At 64.3% G+C, this 19739-nt stretch carries 19 protein-coding genes; 6 read left to right on the top strand and 13 right to left on the bottom strand.

Going from position 1 to position 19739, the window contains the following annotated elements; all coding sequences use genetic code 11:
• Window positions 1-333: 333 nt before the first annotated feature.
• Window positions 334-1341, bottom strand: coding sequence for a TIGR03617 family F420-dependent LLM class oxidoreductase (locus HZB53_04285; GenBank protein ID MBI5876847.1), 1008 nt, complete (start codon window positions 1339-1341; stop codon window positions 334-336).
• Window positions 1342-1458: 117 nt separating this feature from the next.
• Here HZB53_04285 and HZB53_04280 point away from each other — a divergent pair, with 117 nt between their 5' ends.
• Genes HZB53_04280 through HZB53_04265 form a run of 4 tightly spaced genes read left to right on the top strand, consistent with a single transcriptional unit; the run spans window position 1459 to window position 4736 of the window.
• Window positions 1459-2643 (top strand): M20/M25/M40 family metallo-hydrolase, encoded by a 1185-nt coding sequence (locus HZB53_04280; protein MBI5876846.1) that lies wholly within the window; start codon window positions 1459-1461, stop codon window positions 2641-2643.
• A gap of 30 nt (window positions 2644-2673) precedes the next feature.
• Complete coding sequence (locus tag HZB53_04275) at window positions 2674-4035, top strand: AAA family ATPase (GenBank protein MBI5876845.1); 1362 nt, start codon at window positions 2674-2676, stop codon at window positions 4033-4035.
• Between the two features lie 4 nt (window positions 4036-4039).
• The gene (locus HZB53_04270; GenBank protein ID MBI5876844.1) at window positions 4040-4303 is read left to right on the top strand and encodes a MoaD/ThiS family protein; all 264 of its coding nucleotides are present in this window, start codon (window positions 4040-4042) and stop codon (window positions 4301-4303) included.
• The gene (locus HZB53_04265; protein ID MBI5876843.1) at window positions 4287-4736 is read left to right on the top strand and encodes a molybdenum cofactor biosynthesis protein MoaE; all 450 of its coding nucleotides are present in this window, start codon (window positions 4287-4289) and stop codon (window positions 4734-4736) included. Before HZB53_04270 ends, HZB53_04265 begins: the two co-directional genes overlap by 17 nt.
• Before the next feature lie 70 nt (window positions 4737-4806).
• On the opposite strand, the gene HZB53_04260 is transcribed toward HZB53_04265, so the two are convergent.
• On the bottom strand, window positions 4807-6498 hold the full coding sequence (locus tag HZB53_04260) for an AarF/ABC1/UbiB kinase family protein (GenBank protein MBI5876842.1): 1692 nt from the start codon (window positions 6496-6498) through the stop codon (window positions 4807-4809).
• 64 nt (window positions 6499-6562) lie between these two features.
• Between HZB53_04260 and HZB53_04255 the strand changes: the two genes are divergently transcribed.
• Both HZB53_04255 and HZB53_04250 read left to right on the top strand, forming a co-directional pair.
• Window positions 6563-9694, top strand: coding sequence for a tetratricopeptide repeat protein (locus HZB53_04255; GenBank protein ID MBI5876841.1), 3132 nt, complete (start codon window positions 6563-6565; stop codon window positions 9692-9694).
• A 100-nt stretch (window positions 9695-9794) separates the two neighbouring features.
• Window positions 9795-10388, top strand: coding sequence for a nucleoside-diphosphate kinase (locus tag HZB53_04250; GenBank protein MBI5876840.1), 594 nt, complete (start codon window positions 9795-9797; stop codon window positions 10386-10388).
• Window positions 10389-10621: 233 nt separating this feature from the next.
• Here the strand turns inward: HZB53_04250 and rsfS are convergent, their stop codons facing one another.
• From rsfS to ruvB, 11 genes are all read right to left on the bottom strand, one after another.
• The gene (gene rsfS, locus HZB53_04245; GenBank protein ID MBI5876839.1) at window positions 10622-11053 is read right to left on the bottom strand and encodes a ribosome silencing factor; all 432 of its coding nucleotides are present in this window, start codon (window positions 11051-11053) and stop codon (window positions 10622-10624) included.
• A gap of 101 nt (window positions 11054-11154) precedes the next feature.
• On the bottom strand, window positions 11155-11388 hold the full coding sequence (locus tag HZB53_04240) for a cold-shock protein (GenBank protein MBI5876838.1): 234 nt from the start codon (window positions 11386-11388) through the stop codon (window positions 11155-11157).
• Window positions 11389-11746: 358 nt separating this feature from the next.
• Window positions 11747-12589 (bottom strand): universal stress protein, encoded by an 843-nt coding sequence (locus HZB53_04235; protein ID MBI5876837.1) that lies wholly within the window; start codon window positions 12587-12589, stop codon window positions 11747-11749.
• A gap of 120 nt (window positions 12590-12709) precedes the next feature.
• Window positions 12710-13042: a YnfA family protein gene (locus HZB53_04230; protein ID MBI5876836.1), complete on the bottom strand. Its 333-nt coding sequence runs from the start codon at window positions 13040-13042 to the stop codon at window positions 12710-12712.
• Between the two features lie 19 nt (window positions 13043-13061).
• Window positions 13062-13223: a hypothetical protein gene (locus tag HZB53_04225; GenBank protein ID MBI5876835.1), complete on the bottom strand. Its 162-nt coding sequence runs from the start codon at window positions 13221-13223 to the stop codon at window positions 13062-13064.
• Between the two features lie 17 nt (window positions 13224-13240).
• The gene (locus HZB53_04220) at window positions 13241-14689 is read right to left on the bottom strand and encodes an SAM-dependent methyltransferase (protein ID MBI5876834.1); all 1449 of its coding nucleotides are present in this window, start codon (window positions 14687-14689) and stop codon (window positions 13241-13243) included.
• Window positions 14686-15348, bottom strand: a complete 663-nt coding sequence (locus tag HZB53_04215) for a restriction endonuclease (protein MBI5876833.1) — start codon at window positions 15346-15348, stop codon at window positions 14686-14688. The genes HZB53_04220 and HZB53_04215 overlap by 4 nt, the downstream gene beginning before the upstream one ends.
• Before the next feature lie 66 nt (window positions 15349-15414).
• A complete protein-coding gene (locus HZB53_04210; protein MBI5876832.1) occupies window positions 15415-16245 on the bottom strand; it encodes a purine-nucleoside phosphorylase in 831 nt (276 codons plus the stop codon).
• A 107-nt stretch (window positions 16246-16352) separates the two neighbouring features.
• A complete protein-coding gene (gene xerD / locus HZB53_04205; GenBank protein MBI5876831.1) occupies window positions 16353-17252 on the bottom strand; it encodes a site-specific tyrosine recombinase XerD in 900 nt (299 codons plus the stop codon).
• Window positions 17253-17294: 42 nt separating this feature from the next.
• Window positions 17295-17420, bottom strand: a complete 126-nt coding sequence (locus HZB53_04200; GenBank protein MBI5876830.1) for a DUF2905 domain-containing protein — start codon at window positions 17418-17420, stop codon at window positions 17295-17297.
• Window positions 17421-17546: 126 nt separating this feature from the next.
• Window positions 17547-18572: a Holliday junction branch migration DNA helicase RuvB gene (gene ruvB, locus HZB53_04195; protein ID MBI5876829.1), complete on the bottom strand. Its 1026-nt coding sequence runs from the start codon at window positions 18570-18572 to the stop codon at window positions 17547-17549.
• Between the last annotated feature and the right edge of the window lie 1167 nt (window positions 18573-19739).

The raw sequence follows: 19739 nt of genomic DNA, 5'->3' as shown, positions 1-19739 counted from the left end.
TGCCTGGATTCCGGCTCCCATGGAAATAGGCAACTCCAGGCGTAGGGCCAGGTCTTTGACCTGGCCAACTGGACGGGTCAAAGACCCGTCCCTACAACGACACGCCCATTTCCATGCGCGAGTGTGCGTCCCTGGCGCATCACCAACTCCCATGGAAATAGGCAACTCCACGCGTAGGGCCAGGTCTTTGACCTGGCCAACTGGACGGGTCAAAGACCCGTCCCTACAACGACACGCCCATTTCCATGCGCGAGTGTGCGTCCCTGGCGCATCACCAACTTCCGCCGGAATGACGGGTTGACAGCCCCCGCCCGGTTTCTGCCGCCACGCCGATCAGGCGTGGAACTGCCGCACCGTCTCGCGCTGTTGCGCCTCCGTGCCGCCCGGCAGGTAGTAAGTGATACGCTCCAGCAGCCCCGCGTAGCGTTTCTTCAGCTTGGCCGGCAACTCGGCGTGTGTGGCTTCCTCCGCGAACTCGGCCAGCATCGCGTCCGTTACTAGCTTCGGCATCTCGTCCCACTTGCCGCGCGCCGCGAGCGCCGACAGTTCGTTCGCCTGCGCCTGCCAGCCGTGCAGCGCGAACACCGGGTGGTATGACGGCGTACTGGCGTAGAACGAGATCTGCTGGCGCACCATTTCGCGCACCATGGCGCGCTCGTCTGCGCTGTCCCCCGCGATCACGAACACGGCGCTCGACAGCGCGATGTCGCTCCGCGCGCGGCCCGATGTCTGCAATCCCGTCTCAATGTGTGGCAGGATGAACTCCGCGATGTACTTCGGCGTGTGGAACGGGTGGACGTGGAACCCTTCGCACAACTCGCCCGCCAGTCGGCACAGGTGGTCGTTGACGCCCGCAATGTAGATCGGGATGTGCGGGTGCGCGATCGGCCCCGGATTGAAGAACGGCGACATGAGCGTCAGCTTGAAGAACTCGCCGCGGAAGTTGAGCTTCTCGCCGGTCTGCCAGCAGTTCCAGACGTGGCGCATGGCCAGGATATACTCGCGCAGGCGCGGCGTCGGATGATCCCAGACCATGCCGAAGCGGCGCTCGATGTGCGGCTTGATCTGCGTGCCGAGGCCCATGATGAAGCGCCCGCCGCTCATCTGCTGCAGGTCCCAGCCGATGTAGGCGAGGTTCATCGGGCTGCGCGCAAACGCGATGGCGACGGCGGTGCCCAGCGCAATACGGCTCGTGGCCGACGCCGCGAGCGTCAGCGGCAGAAAGGCGTCGTGCTGCGTCTCGCTCGACCAGAGCGCGTCGTAGCCGATCTGCTCGGCCTGCCGGGCCTGTGCAGCGATGTCGCCGAGCGATCCAACGCCGAGACCGGTGTCGATGTGCATAGCTCCTCCTGGGTAATGGGCTTGCCTGGGATTATAGCAGAGGCGGGCGCTGCGCGTGCGCCGCCGCCGCTTGGTGCTATAATGGCTTAGTAAGACTGTTATCCAACCGAGGTTGTTATGCGTCCCGATTTGACCCGCATCGTCGATGCCTTCCAAAACGATATTATTCAGTTCGCGCAGAAACTCATCCAGACGCCGAGCCTACCCGGACAGGAGCAATCGATCGCCGATCTGGTGCTGGCGGAGATGGAACGGCTAGGCTACGATCAGGTGTGGCGCGACCACGTCGGCAACGTCGTCGGCCTGATGAAGGGAACGGAAGGCGACCGCTCGCTGATGCTGAACAGCCACATGGACCATGTCGATGTCGGCGACGCGGCGCAGTGGCCGCACCCGCCGTACAGCGCAGCGCTGGCCGACGGCTTCATCTGGGGCCGCGCCGCCTGCGACGGCAAGGGCGCGCTGGCGGTGCAGGTCTACGCGCCGGCCATGGCGCGCAAGGCCGGGCGCCCGCTGCCGCGCTCGCTCTACACGACCGCCACCGTGCTCGAAGAGCGCGGCGGCTGGGGCACCGCGCACCTCGTCAAGCACATCAAGAGTGATTGCGCCGTGCTCGGCCAGGCCAGCCGCAACGAACTGCGCTCCGGTCATCGCGGCCGCATGGAGCTGATCGTCACGTTTCGCGGACGCTCGGTACATGCCTCCATCCCCGCGCGCGGCGCCAACCCGCACTTCGCCATGGCGCGCTTCCTGGGCAAGCTGCGCGAGCTGCGCATGGTCTCCGACGCGGTGCTCGGGCACTCCACCGTCGCGCCGACGCTGGTGACAACCGATCAGACCAGCCCCAATGTCACGCCCGGCGAAATCCGGCTGACGCTGGACTGGCGCAACATCCCGAGCGAGACGCCGGCGCAGGTCGTCGCCAAGATGCAGAAGGTGCTGGACGACTGCTCGGATTCGGGCGTGACTGGCGCCGTCGAGATCCAGCAGACGCGCCTGACGACGTACATGGGCCACGACGAGCTGCACCTGATTATGCACCCCGGCTACCACCTGCCCGACGACGCTCCGCTGCTGGAGCGCGCGCGGCAGATTCTGACCGGGGCGCTGGAACGCGAGGTCGAACTGGCCGCCTGGTCGTTCGCAACGGATGGCGGGCACCTCATGGCGGCCGGCATTCCGACCGTCGGTTTTGGGCCCGGCGAAGAGAGCTTCGCGCATACCACCCATGACCGCGTCGCAATCGCCCAGTTGCGCGAGTCGGCCGTTGGCTACCTGGCGTTGCTGGAGCATCTCAAATAGACGCACCCCCACTTCGAGCCTGACACCCCTATGACCACTGACAAAACCCGCTCGGCCGCGCCGGCGCGCCCCGGCGGCACCGGACTGCTCGGCCGCACCGGCACGCTGTCCGGCGCGCGGCAGTCGCCCTTGCCGGAGCCGCAAAGCATCGCCCAGACCGGCCTGAGCGACAATCAGATCACCGATCTCGTGTTGAAATCCGTGTACGTCGGCGGGCAGATCAGCGGGAACGACATCTGCCGCGAGATCAAACTGCCGTTCACCGGCGTGGTGCAGCCAACGCTCGACTTCCTCAAGCGCGAGGAGATGGTGAGCGTCGTCGGCACGCGCGGCGTCGGCGAGCGCGGTTACCAGTACGCACTGGCCGCCAAGGGCGTCGAGCGCGTGCGCGAGGCGATGGGCCGCACGCAGTATGTCGGCCCGGCGCCGGTGCCGCTCAACGCCTGGGCCGAGCGCGTGCGCCTGCAGAGCACCAGCGGGCAGATCATTCGCCCCGACGATGTGCGCGCCGCGCTGGGGAACATGGTGCTGAATGCCAGCACGGTGCGCAAGATCGGCCCGGCGGTCAACTCCGGCAAGTCAATCTTCCTCTACGGCCCGCCCGGCAACGGCAAGACGACGATCGCGCAGGCAATCGGGCACATGCTCAAAGGTCTCGTGTTCATCCCGTACGCGGTCGATGTGGACGGGCAGGTTATCCGCGTCTATGACCGGCTGAACCACGAGGCGGTCGCGCTCGATTCGCCGGAGTATGCGCAGGCGACCGGCGAAAGCCGCATCGACGAGCGCTGGGTGCTGTGCCGGCGACCGGTGGTCATCGTCGGCGGCGAGTTGACGCTCGACAATCTGGATCTGATCTATGACCCGAGCTCCAAATTCTACGAAGCGCCGTTCCAGATGCGCGCCAGCAACGGCCTGTTTCTGATCGACGACTTTGGCCGCCAGGCGACGCGCCCGCAGGACCTGCTGAACCGCTGGATCGTGCCGCTCGAAACACGCATCGACTTTCTGACGCTGCACACGGGCAAGAAGATCGAAGTGCCGTTCGACCAGTTGATCGTCTTCTCGACCAACCTCGATCCGAAGTCGCTGATGGACGAGGCGTTCCTGCGCCGCATCCGCCACAAGATCTATGTCGGCGACCCGACCGACGCGGAGTTCTACCAGATCTTCCAGCGCATGGCGGTCGCGCGCAACGTGCCGTTCGACCAGCAGGTGTTCATCTACCTGCTGCAGGAGTGGTATATCAAGAAAAGCCGCGCGTTGAAAGCGGTACACCCGCGCGACATTCTCGACCAGATCATCGACATTGCCAACTACGAGGGCATCGCGCCGATGATGACGAAAGACCTGATCGACCAGGCGTGCGACGCCTATTTCGTTCAATTGTGATGCGATGAAAATCAACGTCAAACTGTTTGCGGTCCACCGGCAGTTGGCCGGCCGGCGCGAGGTGTTCGTGGAAGTGTCCGATGGCGCCCGTGTCGGCGACGTGTGGCACGCGCTCAAGGCGCAGGTGCCGCAGCTCGGTCACCTGTCCGACAGCGTCCTGGCCGCGCTGAATCAGGACTACGCGCCGCTCGACGCGCCGGTGCGGGCCGGCGACGAGATCGCGTTCATCCCGCCAGTGAGCGGAGGCGCGCATGTTCGCGGTGGTTGACCGGCCGATCGATGAGCAGGCGGTCGCGCGCGCCGTGGCCGATCCGGGCGCAGGCGGCATCTGCACGTTCAGCGGCGTCGTGCGCGACAACTCGCAGGGCAAGCGCGTCCTGTACCTGGAATACGAAGCGTACCCGGAAATGGCCGTCAAGCAGATGGAGGTCATCGCCGCCGAAGTGCGCGCGCGCTGGAGCATCCAGCGCATCGCGATGGCGCACCGTACCGGGCGCTTGGAAATTGGCGAGGCCAGCGTGGTGATCGCGGTGTCGTCGGCGCACCGCGCCGAGGCGTTCGAGGCGTGCCGCTACGCCATCGATCGGCTCAAGCAGATTCTGCCGGTGTGGAAGAAGGAAGTCTGGGAAGGCGGCGAGTACTGGGTCGGCTGGGAAGGCAACCCCGACGCCAGCCAACTGATCCCGCCCGCGTCGCAGTAGGGGCGAAGCATCGGCGCAGGCGCGCTGATCGTCACGAAATCATCCGCCGCTGCTGCGCCCTACCCCGCCGTTACAGGCTCTTGGCCCGCAGCAGCCCCCATAGCAGCCGCAGTCCCAGCACCAGCGAAATAAAGAACGATAGCTCCGCGATCGGTGCGTCGGAGCCGATCAGCGGCAGCGTAAACGTATGCCCGCTGGCGATCAGCACCGCCGAGCCGACGATCGACGCGCCGACCACGATGCTCAGCGCCAGCCGGCTGGCCGCCGTATCCAGCCGATCGCCCATGCGCTCCGCGTCGGTCAGCCGCAGGTTCAGGTGCAATTTGTCGGTGTCGACGCGCGCCAGAAAGTTGTCGATGCGGCGCGGCAGCGCCTGCGCCAGCGCGTTCGTCTCGCGCAGCGAGCGAAACACGTTGGCGCCGATCTTCTCCGGCGACAGCCGCTCGCGCACCAGTTGGGTGGCGAATGGCTGCGCCACCTCGACCAGCACGATGTGTGGGTCGAGTTGCCGGGCCACCCCTTCCAGGATGATGAACGTGCGGCCCAGCAGCGCGAAATCCGCCGGCAGGATGATGTGGTGCCGGTTCGCGATGCGAAAGACCTCGCCGAGAAAGTCCCCGATGCGCACGTCCTTGAGCGACAGCCCGTAGAAGCGCATCATAAAGCGCTGCACGTCGCGGCGCAGCTCGGCCTCGTTCACCTCCGCGTCGCCGCCCAGCCGGATCATCGCCAGCGCAATGCCGTCCGCGTCGTTGCGCACCAGCGATACCAGCAGGTCCACCAGTTGGTCTTTCAGCGCATCGGTCAGGTAGCCGACCGTGCCGAAGTCGATCTGCGCGATCTGCCCGCCGACGACGAAGATATTGGCCGGGTGTGGATCGGCGTGGAAGAAGCCGTCGCCGAAGATTTGCTGCATGTAGATCTGCGTGCCCATCTGCGCGATGGCCGGCAGGTCGTAGCCTTCCGCCGCCAGCCGCTCGACGTCGTTGATCTTGATGCCGTGCAGTTCTTCGCTGACGAGCACGCGGCGCGTGGTCAGATGCCAGTACACTTTCGGGATCAGCAGGCGCGAGTCGTCGGCGAAGTGCTTGCGGAAGCGGTCGCCGTTGCGCGCCTCGCTCGTATAGTCGAGCTCGAGCCGCAGCGCATAGGCGAACTCTTCGACGAGCTTGACGAGGTTCAGCCGGCGCACGCGCTCCGAGCGGCTCTCCACAAAGCGCGCCTGCCCGAGCAGCAGGTCGAGATCGGCGTTGATAACCCGCTCGATGCCGGGGCGCTGCACCTTGACGACGACGTGCTCGCCGCTGTGCAGCACGGCGCGATGCACCTGACCGATCGATGCCGAGGCCAGCGGGTTTGCCTCGAACGACGCGAAGAGCGCGTCGATCGGCTCGCCCAGTTCGGCCTGCAGCACGGCGCGCACCTGCTCGAACGGCACCGGCGGCGCCGCGTCGAGCAGCTTCTCGAACTCCGCTACAAACTCCGCGGGGAAAATGTCGGCGCGCGTCGATGCCAGCTGGCCGAGCTTGATGAAGGTGGGCCCCAGTTCCTCGATCGCCAGCCGCGCGCGCTGGGCGGTGGTCAGCCGGTTTTCGAGGCTGTCGGCCGGCGCATCGACGGAACGGCGCCCGCGCGGCAGGAAGCGCGTCAGCTCCCACTGCTGGGCCAGCACGCCCAGCCCGTGGCGCATGACGACGTCCACGATCTCGCGCGCGCGCGCCAGATCGCTGACCTGCTGTTGGAACGGCAACCGGAAGGCCACGATTCCATTATAGCCTCCAAAAACGCACTTGACCACCCGCCGAATGTTCGTTAAACTAGCCGCAATGGCAAGTTTGACGTTGCAGGTCTATCTTGAGCGCGTCGAGTCGTTGGTCGCCGGCGAGCACTACGACCGGGCCATCATGTACTGCCAGCATGCGTTGCGCACGCTGCCCCGCTGCGTTGATTTTTACCGGCTGCTGGGGCAGGCGTGCCTCGAATCGGATCGCCCGGACGATGCCGCCGATATGTTCCGCCGCGTGCTCGGCGTCGATCCGCAGAACTTCGTGGCGCGTGTCGGGCTCGGCGTCGTGGCCGAGGGTATCAGCGCGTACGAAGAAGCCGACTGGCAGTGGAACCGCGCGCTGGAGCTGGAGCCGAATCACGGCCCGGTCCGCGACGAGCTGCGCGGGCTGCATGCGAAGGTGGGCGCGCCCGACGCGCACGGCCGCCTGCACCTGACGCGCACGACGCTCGGCTATATCTATATGCGCGGCGAGCAGTATGATCGCGCCGCCGACGAGTTCCGCGCGGTCCTGCGCTCGGCGTCCGGCAACGGCGCCGGACACGATCGCTTCGATGTGCAGATTGCGCTGGCCGAGGCGCTCCATCACGCCGGCCATCGGCGCGCCGCCGCCGAGCAATGCCGGGCCGTGCTCACGGCGCTGCCTAACGCGCTGAAAGCCAACCTGATTCTCGGCAGCATCGTCCAGGATGCCGATCGCCCGGAAGAAGCCGCGCCGCTGTTCGAGCGCGCGCAGGCGGTCGACCCCGCGAACCGGTTGGCGCAGAGGCTGCTCGAAACCCCGCTGCTGCCGTCGCGCGAAATCACGCTCGACGAACCGGCCAGCGGTCCACTGGTGGCGGCGCCGTCCGATAAGCCGAAGCCGTCGTCGGCATCCGAGCCGGCCACGCCCACGGTTATGGGTTTGCCGCAGGATTCCGGCGCCGATCTGCCCGACTGGCTGCGAGCACTGCGCAGCCACGCCGGCGTGCTGGCGCCTGAGCCGCCGCCGTCCTCACCCGTCGCGGCGGACGATGCAACCGAGCCTGATTGGATGCGCGCCTTGCGCACGCAGTCGGCGGTCGATGTGGCGCCCGTGACCGAGATCAGGCCGGACACCGCTTCGCTTGCCACCACGGACGAACCGGACTGGCTCAAGGCGCTGCGCGAGCCGTCTGCCGACGAAGTGACTGCTGCTCCGGAATCTGCGGAGGCGACTCCCGCGCCAGCCGCGCCGGCTGAACCGCCTGCGGCAGAACTACCGGACTGGATGCGGAGCGCAGACGCTGCGACTCCCGCGCCAGCCGCGCCGGCTGAACTGCCTGCGGCAGAACTACCGGACTGGATGCGGAGCGCAGATGCTGCGACTCCCGTGCCAGCCGCGCCGACTGAACCGCCTGCGGCAGAACTACCGGACTGGATGCGGAGCACAGACGCTGCGACTCCCGCGCCAGCCGCGCCGGCTGAACCGCCTGCGGCAGATGAACTGCCCGAGCCGCCCGATTGGCTCAAGGCGTTGCAGATGCGCGCCGCAGAGCAGCAACCACCGGCGCCAGTGGAACCGCCGCACCCGCCGCCTGCGCTCCCCGTGCCGGTCGAGCCGCTCGCGCCGGAACCCGAGGTGCCGGAGTGGCTGCGCGCCCTGCGCGCCGAGAAGTCGCCCGCGCCGGTCGAACCGCTCGCGCCGCGCGAACCATCCACTTACCTGGACGATGCCTCCGGCCCGGCCTCGATTGAATCGCAGCCGATGCCGAGCGGCGAGGCCGAGCATCAGGCGCGCCTCGATCTGGCGCGCATGCTGGTCGATCTCGATGTGGACGAGGCGCTCGACCAGTACGCTCAACTGGCTGCGGCATCGCCGGCGATCCGGCAGCAGGCCCGCGACGATCTGCGTCTGCTGGCCGCCACGGCCGCCGAGAACCCGCGCGTCGATAGCGTGCTCGCGCAGTTGCGTGACGCTCCGGCGGCGCCGCGCGCCCTTGCCCCCGAAGCGCCCGCCGAGTTGGCGGCTGGCGACGAGGTTGCGGGCATTGTCGCGCCCGTTGAGCCGGTCGAAACATCGGAAGCGATCGCGTCTGAACCGGCCATCAGCGCAGCAGCGGTTACTGCCGAAGCACCGCACGCGGTCTCGGTCGATGTGGCTGCCGGCGCGAATGCGTATGCCGCCGAACCGGATGAGATGGCGCAGATGGTCTCGGCCGCAGGTACCGCGCACGAGCCCGCCGAGCCGATCGTTAGCGAAGAGGCCATCGAAGCGGTGGAGTCGAGCGCGGCGGCTGAGCCGGAGTATCCCGGCGCGCCGGTCGTCGATGAAACGATGGTGCCGCAAGCCGCGCCGGTTGCGCGCCAGCCGCGCGAAGCCAGCTTCTACCTGGATGACTCCTCCGCGCCGCCTTCGGTCGAATCGCAGCCGCTGCCGCGCGGCGCGGCCGAGTATCGCGCCTGGCTCGATCTGGCGCGCGCGCTGAAGTTCATCGATGTGGACGAGGCGGCGGACCAGTACGCGCGGCTGACCGGCGCGCCGCAGGAACTGGTGGAGGACGCGATCCGGGACCTCGCCGTGCTGGCCCTGAAGAACCCGCATGCCGCGGCGGTTCTGGCCGATCTGCGCCGCAGCATCGCGCCGGCGACCCCGAGTTGGGTCGGCGATGCGCAGTCCAGCGCACCGATCCCCGCGTCGGCGCAGCCCGACGAGCCGATCGTCGAGGAAGAGACGCTGCAGGCCGGCGCCGATTCGCAGGCCGGCGCCGCCGCGCCTGCGCTGCCGATCGTAGACGAAGAGATCATGGACGAGCCGGCGCTCGCCGAAACACCGGCTGCGCCCGCGCCGATCACCGTGGCGGAGGCGGAGCCGGTTCAGCCGCCTGCGCCGCGCGAAGCCACCGTCTATCTCGCAGACTCGTCGGCTCCGCCATCTGTCGAAACGCAGGCGGCGCCGACCGGCGCAGCCGAGCACCAGGCGCGGCTCGATCTGGCGCGCTCACTGCGCGATCTCGATCTGGGCGAGTGCCTGGCGCAGTACCGCTTCCTGATCGATGCGCAGTCCGCCCTGCTGCCCGACGTGATCGGCGACCTGCAGGCGATCATCGCCGCCGACCCGCAGGCGCGCGCCGCGCGCGTGCAACTGGCCGACGCGCTCACCCGCGCCGGGCGGCTGGCCGAGGCGATCGCGCAGTACCGTCTGATGGTCTGATCGCCCGTTTCAGTTTATAATAGCGTGACCGCACAGGCAGGCCGACAACGCCTGCCTGTTTCGCGTGTCCATTCATTCTCAAACACGGAGTACATGCCCCATGGCCACCCAGAGCTATTACGAGCGCACGCTCGTCCTGTTGAAACCCGATTCGGTCCAGCGCGGTCTCATCGGTCAAATCCTGGCGCGCTTCGAGAACGCCGGTCTGAAGATCATCGCGCTGAAGATCGTGCGCCCACCGCGCGAGTTCATCGCGCGGCACTACCCGAACACGCCGGACTGGATTCGCGGCATGGGCGAGAAATCGCTGGACAACTACAAGGCGCTGGGCAAAGACCCGGTCAAGGAAGTCGGCAGCGCCGACGCGATGGCGATTGGCGAGCTGGTCAAGAACTGGAACATCGACTACCTCGCGTCCGGCCCCATCGTCGCCGTGGCGCTGGAAGGCGGCCACGCGATCAAAGTCGTGCGCAAGCTCGTCGGCCACACGCTGCCGGTCGAGGCGGCGCCGGGCACGATCCGCGGCGACTTCTCGACCGCGTCGTCGACGATCGCCAACGCGCTGCGCCACAGCATCCACAACATGATTCACGCTTCCGGCAATGCCGAAGAAGCCGCATACGAGATCAAGCACTGGTTCAGCGACGCGGAACTGATGGAGTACGCGCGCGGCGGCGAGGATGTGATGTTCTAGAGCGGTTTGCGGAAAAGTCCGATAGAGTGCCGCATAGGGCTGCACACCGCATGTAGGGACAGGCCTTTGGCCTGTCCGACGGGCAGGTCAAAGACCTGCCCCTACACGGCGAACTGCATGGCGTGCCCGATGTTAATGCAAAATGCTCTGGAGCGCCGCCGCTATGCAAATACAAAACCCGCGCAGGGCACCATGCCCCGCGCGGGTTTTTCGTTTGTAGGAACGTCCGGCGGCTACTGGATCTTCACCACCGTCTGCGCGTCTTTCCAGAGCTCGTCCAGCTTATAGTAGGTGCGGCGCTCCGGCGTAAAGACATGAATCATCAGGTCGCCAAAGTCCAGCAGCACCCAGCCCGATTCGGGCGTGCCCTCCAGTCCCAGCCGCCTGCGCCCGAGCTTGCTCAACGAGTCGTCAACCGCATCCACGATCGCCGTGATCTGCCGGTCGCTCTCGCCGTTGCACAGCAGGAAGTAGTCGGTGAACATCGAAACTGCCTGCACGTCGAGCAGGCTGATCTGCACGGCCTTCTTGTCCTGGACGGCATCGAGCGCGCGGTGGGCGAAATCGAGCGCAGTCACCGGCGCGGGCGGCGCTTTGGCCGCTTTGCGTGGCGCGCGCTTCGGGGCCGCGGCGGCGCCGGCGGCAGATGGTGGGAGACGGGGCATGCGCGTATCTTAACCGCGCGCGGGCGAATCTGCAAACCGCGCGCGAACAAAAAACCGCCCCGATGGATATCGGAGCGGGTGTGCTGTCTGCCGACTCGTGCTCAGACTCGCGTCACTTGCACGGCCTGCGGGCCCTTCGGCGTGTCTTCGATGACAAACTGGACACGCTGGTTTTCTTCCAGGTTGCGGTAGCCGTCGCCGAGGATACCCGAAAAATGCACGAAGACATCCTTGCGGGTGGCGCCATCAGCCTCCGGATCTGGAGAAATAAAACCGTAGCCCTTTGCAGGGCTGAACCACTTTACGGTTCCGGTCAGGGACCTCTCTGCGGTCATATCAACCCCCTCCTTTCTTGCAAAGATCAATCGCCGGCGGTGATGCCGGAGCAGAGAATGGGCTGGTTGTGAAAAATGAAACAAAAAAACCGCCGGCTACCTGCTCGCCAGACGGTTCAGAACGGCCTCGCCACGCACTGATACTGCAAACCTACACTCACAAACGCAATATACATGAGTCCCGCCTCTTTGTCAAGGGTTTTGGCACAAAGTGGTGCATGAATCTTAAATCGCGCGTGATCGCGGTTAGCCCGCCTAATCAGTGTGTGAACTGTGTCACAGGGAAGGCGGGATTGTGCTCATGTTCACGAACCGGCGCAGCGCGACAACCCGCAAGAGGGCCAATCAATCCAAGAGCCTATTGCGGCGCGATGCCGCGCACCAGCAGCAGCGGCACCGGCGAAGTGCGCAGCACCTCATCGGCGATGCTCCCCTCCACCATCCGGCTGATGCCGGTCAGCCCGTGTGTCGCCATTACGATCAGGTCGGAGCCGTTCGCGCGCGCCGTCTCGACGATGCACTGGCTGACGTGGCCGGAGAGTAGCTTCCAGTGCACCCGCACGCCCTGTTTCTGCAGGCGATGCGTCGTCTCGATGATGTAGTATTTCGCGATGGCGTGCTCTTCCTGCTTCTTCATTTCCAGCTCGTTCGCAGGGAAGCTGCCCAACTGGTAGCCCATGCCATCCCAGATCGATAGCAGCAGCACCTCGGCATCGAATGCGCCGGCCAGCCGCTGCGCGTGCACCAGCGACTGCTCGGCCAGCGGCGTGCCATCCACCGGCGCCAGGATGCGGCGCAGCGCGAACTGGCCGCGCGGCTCCGTGCCGGCGCGTACCAGCACCACCGGCATGCGCCCGCCGCGCACCACCCGGTCGGCGACGCTGCCCATCACTACGCGCGACAGTCCACCGCGCCCGTGGGTGGACATGGCGATCAGATCGGCGCGCACCTCGTCCGCATGGGCCAGGATCGTCTCGGCCACGGGGCCGCTGCGCACGACGGTCGCCGCCTCGCAGCCGGCGGCCTGCAACGCGGACGCTTGCTTGTGCAGGTAGGCTGCCGCCTCGGTGTTCGCGCCGCGCGCGGCGATGCGCAGCAACAAGAGCGGCGCGTGACTACGCCGCGCCAGATCGCGCGCAACCGGCAGGATCGTTTCGGCAAGCTCGGAGCCGTCCAACGGCACGAGGATGGTCGGGTACATGGCGACTATTGTAGCGGAGTTTTCTGCGGCTGCGTAGGCGCGCGGGCATGGCAACCGGTTGCCAAAGAGAGGTTTACCGCAATGACCAAGAAGCGCGGTAGAGCAGGATAGACCGGTGCGCTATGTGCTGCGCGGCGCGTACATGATGATCGCAACGCCAACCAGCGCCACCAGTGAGCCGAGCAGGTCGAACCGGTCGGGCGCCTGCTTGTCGATCGCCCAACCCCACAGGATCGACAGCACGACGAAGATGCCGCCATACGCGGCATAGACGCGGCTGAAATGCGCCGGTTGGAACGTCGGCACGATGCCGTACACGACCAGCACCAGCGCCCCCAATACGCCGTGCCACACGCTGCGCCCCTCGCGCAGCCAGAGCCAGATCAGGTAGCCGCCGCCGATCTCGCACAGCCCGGCGGCAACGAAATAGGCCAGCGAGCGGGCTATTTCCATACGTTGAGGCGCAACGCGATTAGCGGGCACATCGTTTCGCCGCGCGCGACGGCGCGTTCAGCACGGCGACGGTGCGCGGGGCTTGGAGGTTGAGTTTGACGAAGACGGCGGGCATGAATCCAGCCTTGGAGGCGCCCACCCTTTGTTCAATGAAAAATTGCTGTCCGGTTTGGATGATCATGCTGCGTTCCACTATGATCAGGCGAGAGCCAGCGCGGCTTCAACCTTTGCCAAATCCAAACAGTTGAGAATCTTGGTCTTGATAGGACGCTTGTCATCCCAGAAGATCAAGCTAGATAGAAACTCCTGTGCAATTGTCGAGCTTAGTAAGAAGATCGCCTGCTCGGCTTCAGTTCTTGACGCAAAACTCAGATAATACACTGTGTCGTCAAAGACGACCGGTTTGCCATGCATAGGCTCTACTAGTCGAAATTCCAACTTCTTGTATAGACTACAAATGGCAACTTTGTAAGGCGCAAACGCGTACGGTCCTACACCAAATATGGAGAAACGAATACCCGGCTTATAGACGCGGCTCTTGCGGTTGTCGAAATAGGACGAGTGCGCTTCAAGATATTTCCATGTTTTGGGAGCTATTTGCTGAATACGGTGCGTGTCCTCGCCTACGTCCTGCTGAGGCATAAGCAAGAAGCGTTTGCTCGCTAAAGCACGGTTATTGGCTAGATCAGCCCCTTTCTGGAGGGGGTAGAGCAGGAGCGGCTCAATGTCAAGGATTTCGCCCAATCCATTCACTAGCAACCCGTTGCTCTCGCGCAGTTCCAGGACACTGGCGCAATCGTGCTTGATGCCAGACCGCCACGGGAGAGGGTTCTTCCCGCGCAATTGTTTGTGGTGCTCAAAAACATTCAGGTCTCGCACCGTTACGCCATTGCGATGTCCTACCCAACTTGATCGCTCGGCTTCTAGTGAGTCATAGACTTGGTAATCATCGAGTAAACGATCCGGGTCAAATTCTGCAAAAAGAAGACAAGCGTCAACCGATACGCCGAAACTCCGCTTGGCATCAATACCGAAGATCGCTGCCCGCGACCAACCAATGCGCATGGTATGCAGATGCTTCATGGTTTTTCGCGCAACGGCCGTTTTACAGAGCATGGCCAAGCAACCGTTATGCGACGCTAACCATGTCGCCATTTTCACAAGCATCCATTCCGAGATATCGAAGTTACTGGCGCCCGTCATCGCTTCGAGACCGGAGGCTCCGACGAAGTTGTCCTTCGGAGGCAGGTTGGCGCCGCCCAGTGCACCGACCTGTGCGTTAGTGACCCAGGGGAAGTTACCGATCACCAGGATGGGGTCATTGGCTTGCTGCAACAAGTCCTGCCAATCGAATTCGAAGAAGTTTGCCCGTTGGATCAAAATTCTATCGGAGTACGGCAGGTATTGGAGTCTGTGGGAAAGCGAACGCAAATAGTCTTCGTTTACGTCAAAACCCAAAATGCGACACGCTGATGGGAATGAGCGCGCGGACGCCTCTACAAATGCACCCACGCCGCACGTGGGTTCCACAATGGTTTGCGGTGAAATACCGAGAGTAACCAGCTTCCGACAAATAGCGGATGCAAGTTCCGGAGGAGTCTGGAAATCGCCGTATTCGATCTTGGCTTTTCGAGCTATCGTCCTCATGCTGGCGCCCGATAGATGGAAACAACTCCGTCTTCGCGCCCTGCCATTTCAAGTGCTCGACCGTACTGCAGCCTCCATTGCAAAGCATTTGAAATGGTCAGAAAACCCTGCACGGGCGGGTTCTGCAATATCTCCGCTGCCAGCACTTCAGCTTGAATGTCATCGATGGGAAGATGGCGCTCATCGAAAAACGCGATCAGATCGTCTCGATTGCCGTCGTTGTGCAGGAGTTGCAGAATGCCGCGCGTAGTCTGGTAGTCTCCGGTTCTCTCCGCGTTCACGAAGATCGCCTGAGCGATATTCAACTGTGAGGCACGTTGCTTAGTATAGTCGTGTTTGTCATAGACAAATACAAGTAGCGCGTAGTCAAGCCCGTATATTTTCTCACGCGCCGAACGGAAGGGGCACGAAGATTGCGGTTGCCGAATGCTCGTGACCTTCATGTCAACCGAAAGACCTGGGAAGTCCACACCGTTTGCTGTATTGCCCTCTCGAAAGTTATATTGGGCCTTCAAGAAACTGCGAAACTTGTGCTCCAGGTATGTGCCGACCGCCTTCCCATCTGTCACACCAAATAGCGATCGTTCCAGATGCTTGGATTCAAGTTCAGAGAAGCGCTTGGCTTGGTGTATGAGCGACTTGATAGTTAGCTGAGGCATTACTCTATACCCATTCGCTTTTGTCGGACGAGACCGATACAGGGTTCAACCTGAGTGCGCTCAAACTCACAGCCGCTCGATCACGCCTTTGATCAGCGCGATCATGCGCGGCGCGGCCTGCGTGCCGGCGTCGAGCACCTCGTGGTGCAGTTCCTCGGCGGTGAAGCGCTCGCCGGCCGGCTCGCCGGTCGCCATGTTGCTGATCAGCGACAGGCCGAGCACCTTCAGCCCTGCGTGAACCGCCACCACCGTCTCGTTGGCGGTGGACATGCCGACCGCGTCGCCGCCGAGTTGCGCCAGCATGCGCAACTCGGCCGCCGTCTCGAACGACGGCCCGGCCACGGCCGCGTATATGCCTTCGCGCAGGGTCAGCCCCTGCGCCGCCGCAACCGACTTCGCCATTGCGCGCAGGGCCGGATCGTACGCCGGGTTCATCGAAGGGAAGCGCGGCCCATAAGACGCATCGTTGGGGCCAAACAGCGGGTTGTGACCCGCCATGCCGACGAAGTTGAGGTGGTCGCTGATCAGCATGATGTCGCCGGCGCGGTAGTTCATGTTCAGACCGCCCGCCGCATTGGTCAGGATCAGCGTCTCGACGCCGAGCAGTTTCAGCACGCGCACGTAATGCGTCACCTGTTTCGGGGAGTAGCCCTCGTAGTAATGTACCCGCCCGCGCGCGACGACGATCGGCTTGCCGGCCAGCGTCCCAAAGCAGAACTCGCCTTTGTGTCCCTCGACTGTCGCCTGCGGGAAGCTCGGGATCTCCCCGAACCGGATCACCTCGGCGTGGTTCAGCATGCTGGCCAGCGCGTCAAGCCCGGAGCCGGTGACGACGGCGATCCGGGGGCGCTGCGCGGTGCAGTTGCGGATATACTCGGCTGAAGCCGTGGTGTCCATGACTATCTCGCTATTTCAGAAGCACCGAATAGAACGACCCGCGAACAGCGCCGAATCTGCAGAAACGGAGATAGGTGCGGTTCGCGGGCAGGCTGTCCCGCGACAGACTACTTCGCGCGCGGATGCGCGGTGTTATACACCTCGCGCAGCCGCTCGTTCGACACGTGCGTGTAGACCTGGGTTGTCCCGACGTTGGCGTGCCCCAGCAGCGCCTGCACGTTGCGCAGATCGGCGCCGCCGCTCAGCATGTGGGTCGCGAACGAGTGGCGCAGGGTGTGCGGCGTCACCTCGAAGGTAATGCCGACGCGCTTGGCGTACTCTTTGATAATCAGCCAGAGGCCCTGCCGCGTCAGCCGCTCGCCGCGCTGGTTCAGGAACAGCGCCGGTTCCGGCGTCGGAGACTTCAGCAACTGCAGGCGCCCGCCCTGCACATAGTTCAGCAGCGCTTCGATGGCGCGCGGGTAAAGCGGCACGATGCGCTCCTTCGCGCCCTTGCCCATGCAGCGGATCGTCCCCTCGGTCAGGGTCACATCATCCACATTGAGGCTGATCAGCTCGGTCACGCGCATGCCGGTGGCGTACAGCGCCTCCATAATGGCGCGGTCGCGCTGGCCCTTGGGGCTGTTGTCCTTGGCCGGCTCCGCCAGCAGCCGGTCCACGTCCTCCGTCGAGAGCGCCTTCGGCAGGTACTTGCGCGTCTTGGGCGAGTCGAGCATCGCCGCCGGGTTCTCGGCGATCAACCGCTCGACGGTCATAAAGTGAAAGAACGACTTCAGCGCCGCCAGCTTGCGCGCCACGGTGGACGACGAGTAGGTCAGCGACTTCATGTGCGCGATATACTCGCTGACGTCCTCGCGGGTCACCATCGCCCACGTCATCTCCGGGCTTTTGGCCGACAGATAGGCCGCCATCTGGTTCAGGTCGTTCTGGTACGCCGAGAGCGTGTTCTGGGCATAGCCCTTTTCGACGGTGATGAAACGCAGGAAAGCTTGAATTTGCTCGTGCATGCATAATCCTTCCGGGCCGCGCCATGGCGCATCGCCCGCCTTTTAGCGGTTCAGCCAACGAATACGTACGTTTACGATAACGGTCAGCAGGACGCTCGCGATCAGGCTGGTCGCCAGCGGGAACAGGCACGCGTAGCCATCGCCCTGGATGGCGATGGCGCCCGGCAGATGGCCAGCCGCCCAGCCAGCACAAGCACCACACCGGCCGTGACGATCAGCACACCAAGCGTAATCAGTGCGCGTCCGAGTTCGCCGGCATCGGGCATTGCTGCCTCGCTCAGCGTAATGCGTCGCCTAAAGCAAGCGGTCCTGGGCCGGCTGCTCCGGGTACGGGATGCCGAGATGCTCGTACGCCCGGCGGGTCGCCACGCGGCCCCGGTTTGTCCGCTCCAGGAAGCCGAGCTGTAACAGATAGGGCTCGTACACGTCCATAATCGTGTCGGTCTCTTCGCTGATCGAGGCCGCCAGCGTCTCAAGCCCGACCGGGCCGCCTTCATACTTGCGGATGATCGTGTCCAGTACCTTGCGGTCGACCATGTCGAGCCCCAGGACGTCGACCTGCAGCAGTTGCAGCGCATCGACCGCCACCGCGCTGGTGATGCGCCCATCGGCGCGCACCTGCGCATAGTCGCGCGCCCGCTTCAGCAGGCGGATCGCGACGCGCGGCGTGCCCCGTGCCCGCGTCGCCAGCGCCCCCATGCCGTCATCGTCCACCGGCACGTTGAGCGCGCGCGCCTTCTGCCGCACGATCTCCATCATGCTCGCCTCGTCGTAGTATTCCAGCCGCTGAATAATACCGAAGCGGTCGCGCAGCGGCGACGTCATGCGCGAGAGCAGCGTCGTCGCGCCGATCAGCGTGAAGTGCGGCAGCGACAGCCGCAGCGAGCGCGCCGACGGCCCTTTGCCGATAATGATGTCGAGCGCGAAGTCTTCCATCGCCGAATAGAGCACTTCTTCGACTTCGCGGCTCAGACGATGGACCTCATCGATGAATAACACGTCGCCCTGACGCAGATTGGTCAGAATCGCGGCAAGGTCGCCCTTGCGCTCGATGGCAGGCCCCGATGTCGTCTTGATGCTGACGTTCATCTCGTGGGCGATCACGTTCGCCATCGACGTCTTGCCGAGACCGGGCGGCCCGTAGAGCAGAACGTGGTCAAGCGGTTCGCCGCGCGCGCGCGCCGCCGCGATGGCGATACGCAGCGTCTCCTTGAGCCGCTCTTGCCCGATGTAATCGGTTAAATTTTTGGGCCGAAGGCTTGGCTCGCTCGCGACTTCCTCGTCGCGCTTGGCCGGGTTCATGATCCGCTCTTTGTTCATGGCAACTGGTGCCATTATACCAAAAAAGGGGCGCAGTCAATAAAATGGCAACAACCGGGGCATTCCAGTGCTGGGACGCACACATCAGGCCACCTGGTCATTCCGGCGCAAGAGAAATCCAGCCCGCAGTCTGCTTGGCTGCCGCTACTCACTCTGGATGCCGGCTAGCGTGCCCGTCGTCACGCACAGGATTATCTACATGCCGGCATGACGGAATGCAGCGCCATCGTGTGGCAATCTGGACGCTATAATCCGTTCGCAGGCTGGTGGCGATGCATCAATCGATCGTCCGGCGGGTTGCACATGTTGGGTCGCGCTGATTCGACCTGGAAACGTCCCTGTGACCCTGTCATGCGCTTCCTATGCACGTCCCGGCAATACCGAGACACCCGCCACCTGGCGGCGGACACAAGATGAAGCGCGAAGGCGCCATCTCTGGCTCTTTGTCTGCCGCGCGCGAAGCATCTCAACCGACGGTCCACCGTGATGTCACGGGTTTCAGGTCTTTCGCGCGCGTGACGCCATGGAAGCGGTGGATGCTGCCTTCGCCTGTTCAGAAACTTCGCTGCATTCGGTACCAAAGCGTCACCGGTTGTCGCCCCGGCGCAAGCCGGGGCCCAGGGTCAACACCTCTGGATGCCGGCGCTGGTCAGCGGCTTCGTTGCGCCTGGGCCTCCAGCCCAGGCGTGCTGAACGTCCAGCGGCGCGATGCCGCTGGACAGCACCGCTGACTGTTATACTCTTTCACCTTGACAATGTCCCAATAGCGGGTGTGTAGGCGCAACTGCCGCCCCCTCCCAGCGAAGCTGGGAGGGGGTCGGGGGGGAGGGCAGATTGTTGTCACACCGTATGCGCATGTGGCAGGCTGATGGGGACATACTCAAGCGGAAATAGTATTAAGCGTCCGCTGGCAAGCAGCCAGCGGACAACGGCATGACGGGTTGGCAGTCCGGCGCACCAATTTCTGTCCGCACGCACGTCGGCGCGGCGACCTGGAATTCTCACGATGACCGTGATTGGCTCGCGCGCATCCGTGATACAACTGGGGCATGGTCAAGTTGGAACAGTATCAGTCAACGATGCGCGGCTGGCGCGCGACGGGCGGTTCATCGACGCCGGGCCGGCGAGCGCATGGCGCGCGCGAACGGTGTTTCTCGCGGCTGGAAC

The organism is Chloroflexota bacterium (genome assembly GCA_016235055.1).
Taxonomy (GTDB): Bacteria; Chloroflexota; Anaerolineae; order JACRMK01; family JACRMK01; genus JACRMK01.
The sequence above is the reverse complement of the archived record's forward strand: the minus strand, read 5'-3'. Positions and strand labels throughout refer to the sequence as shown.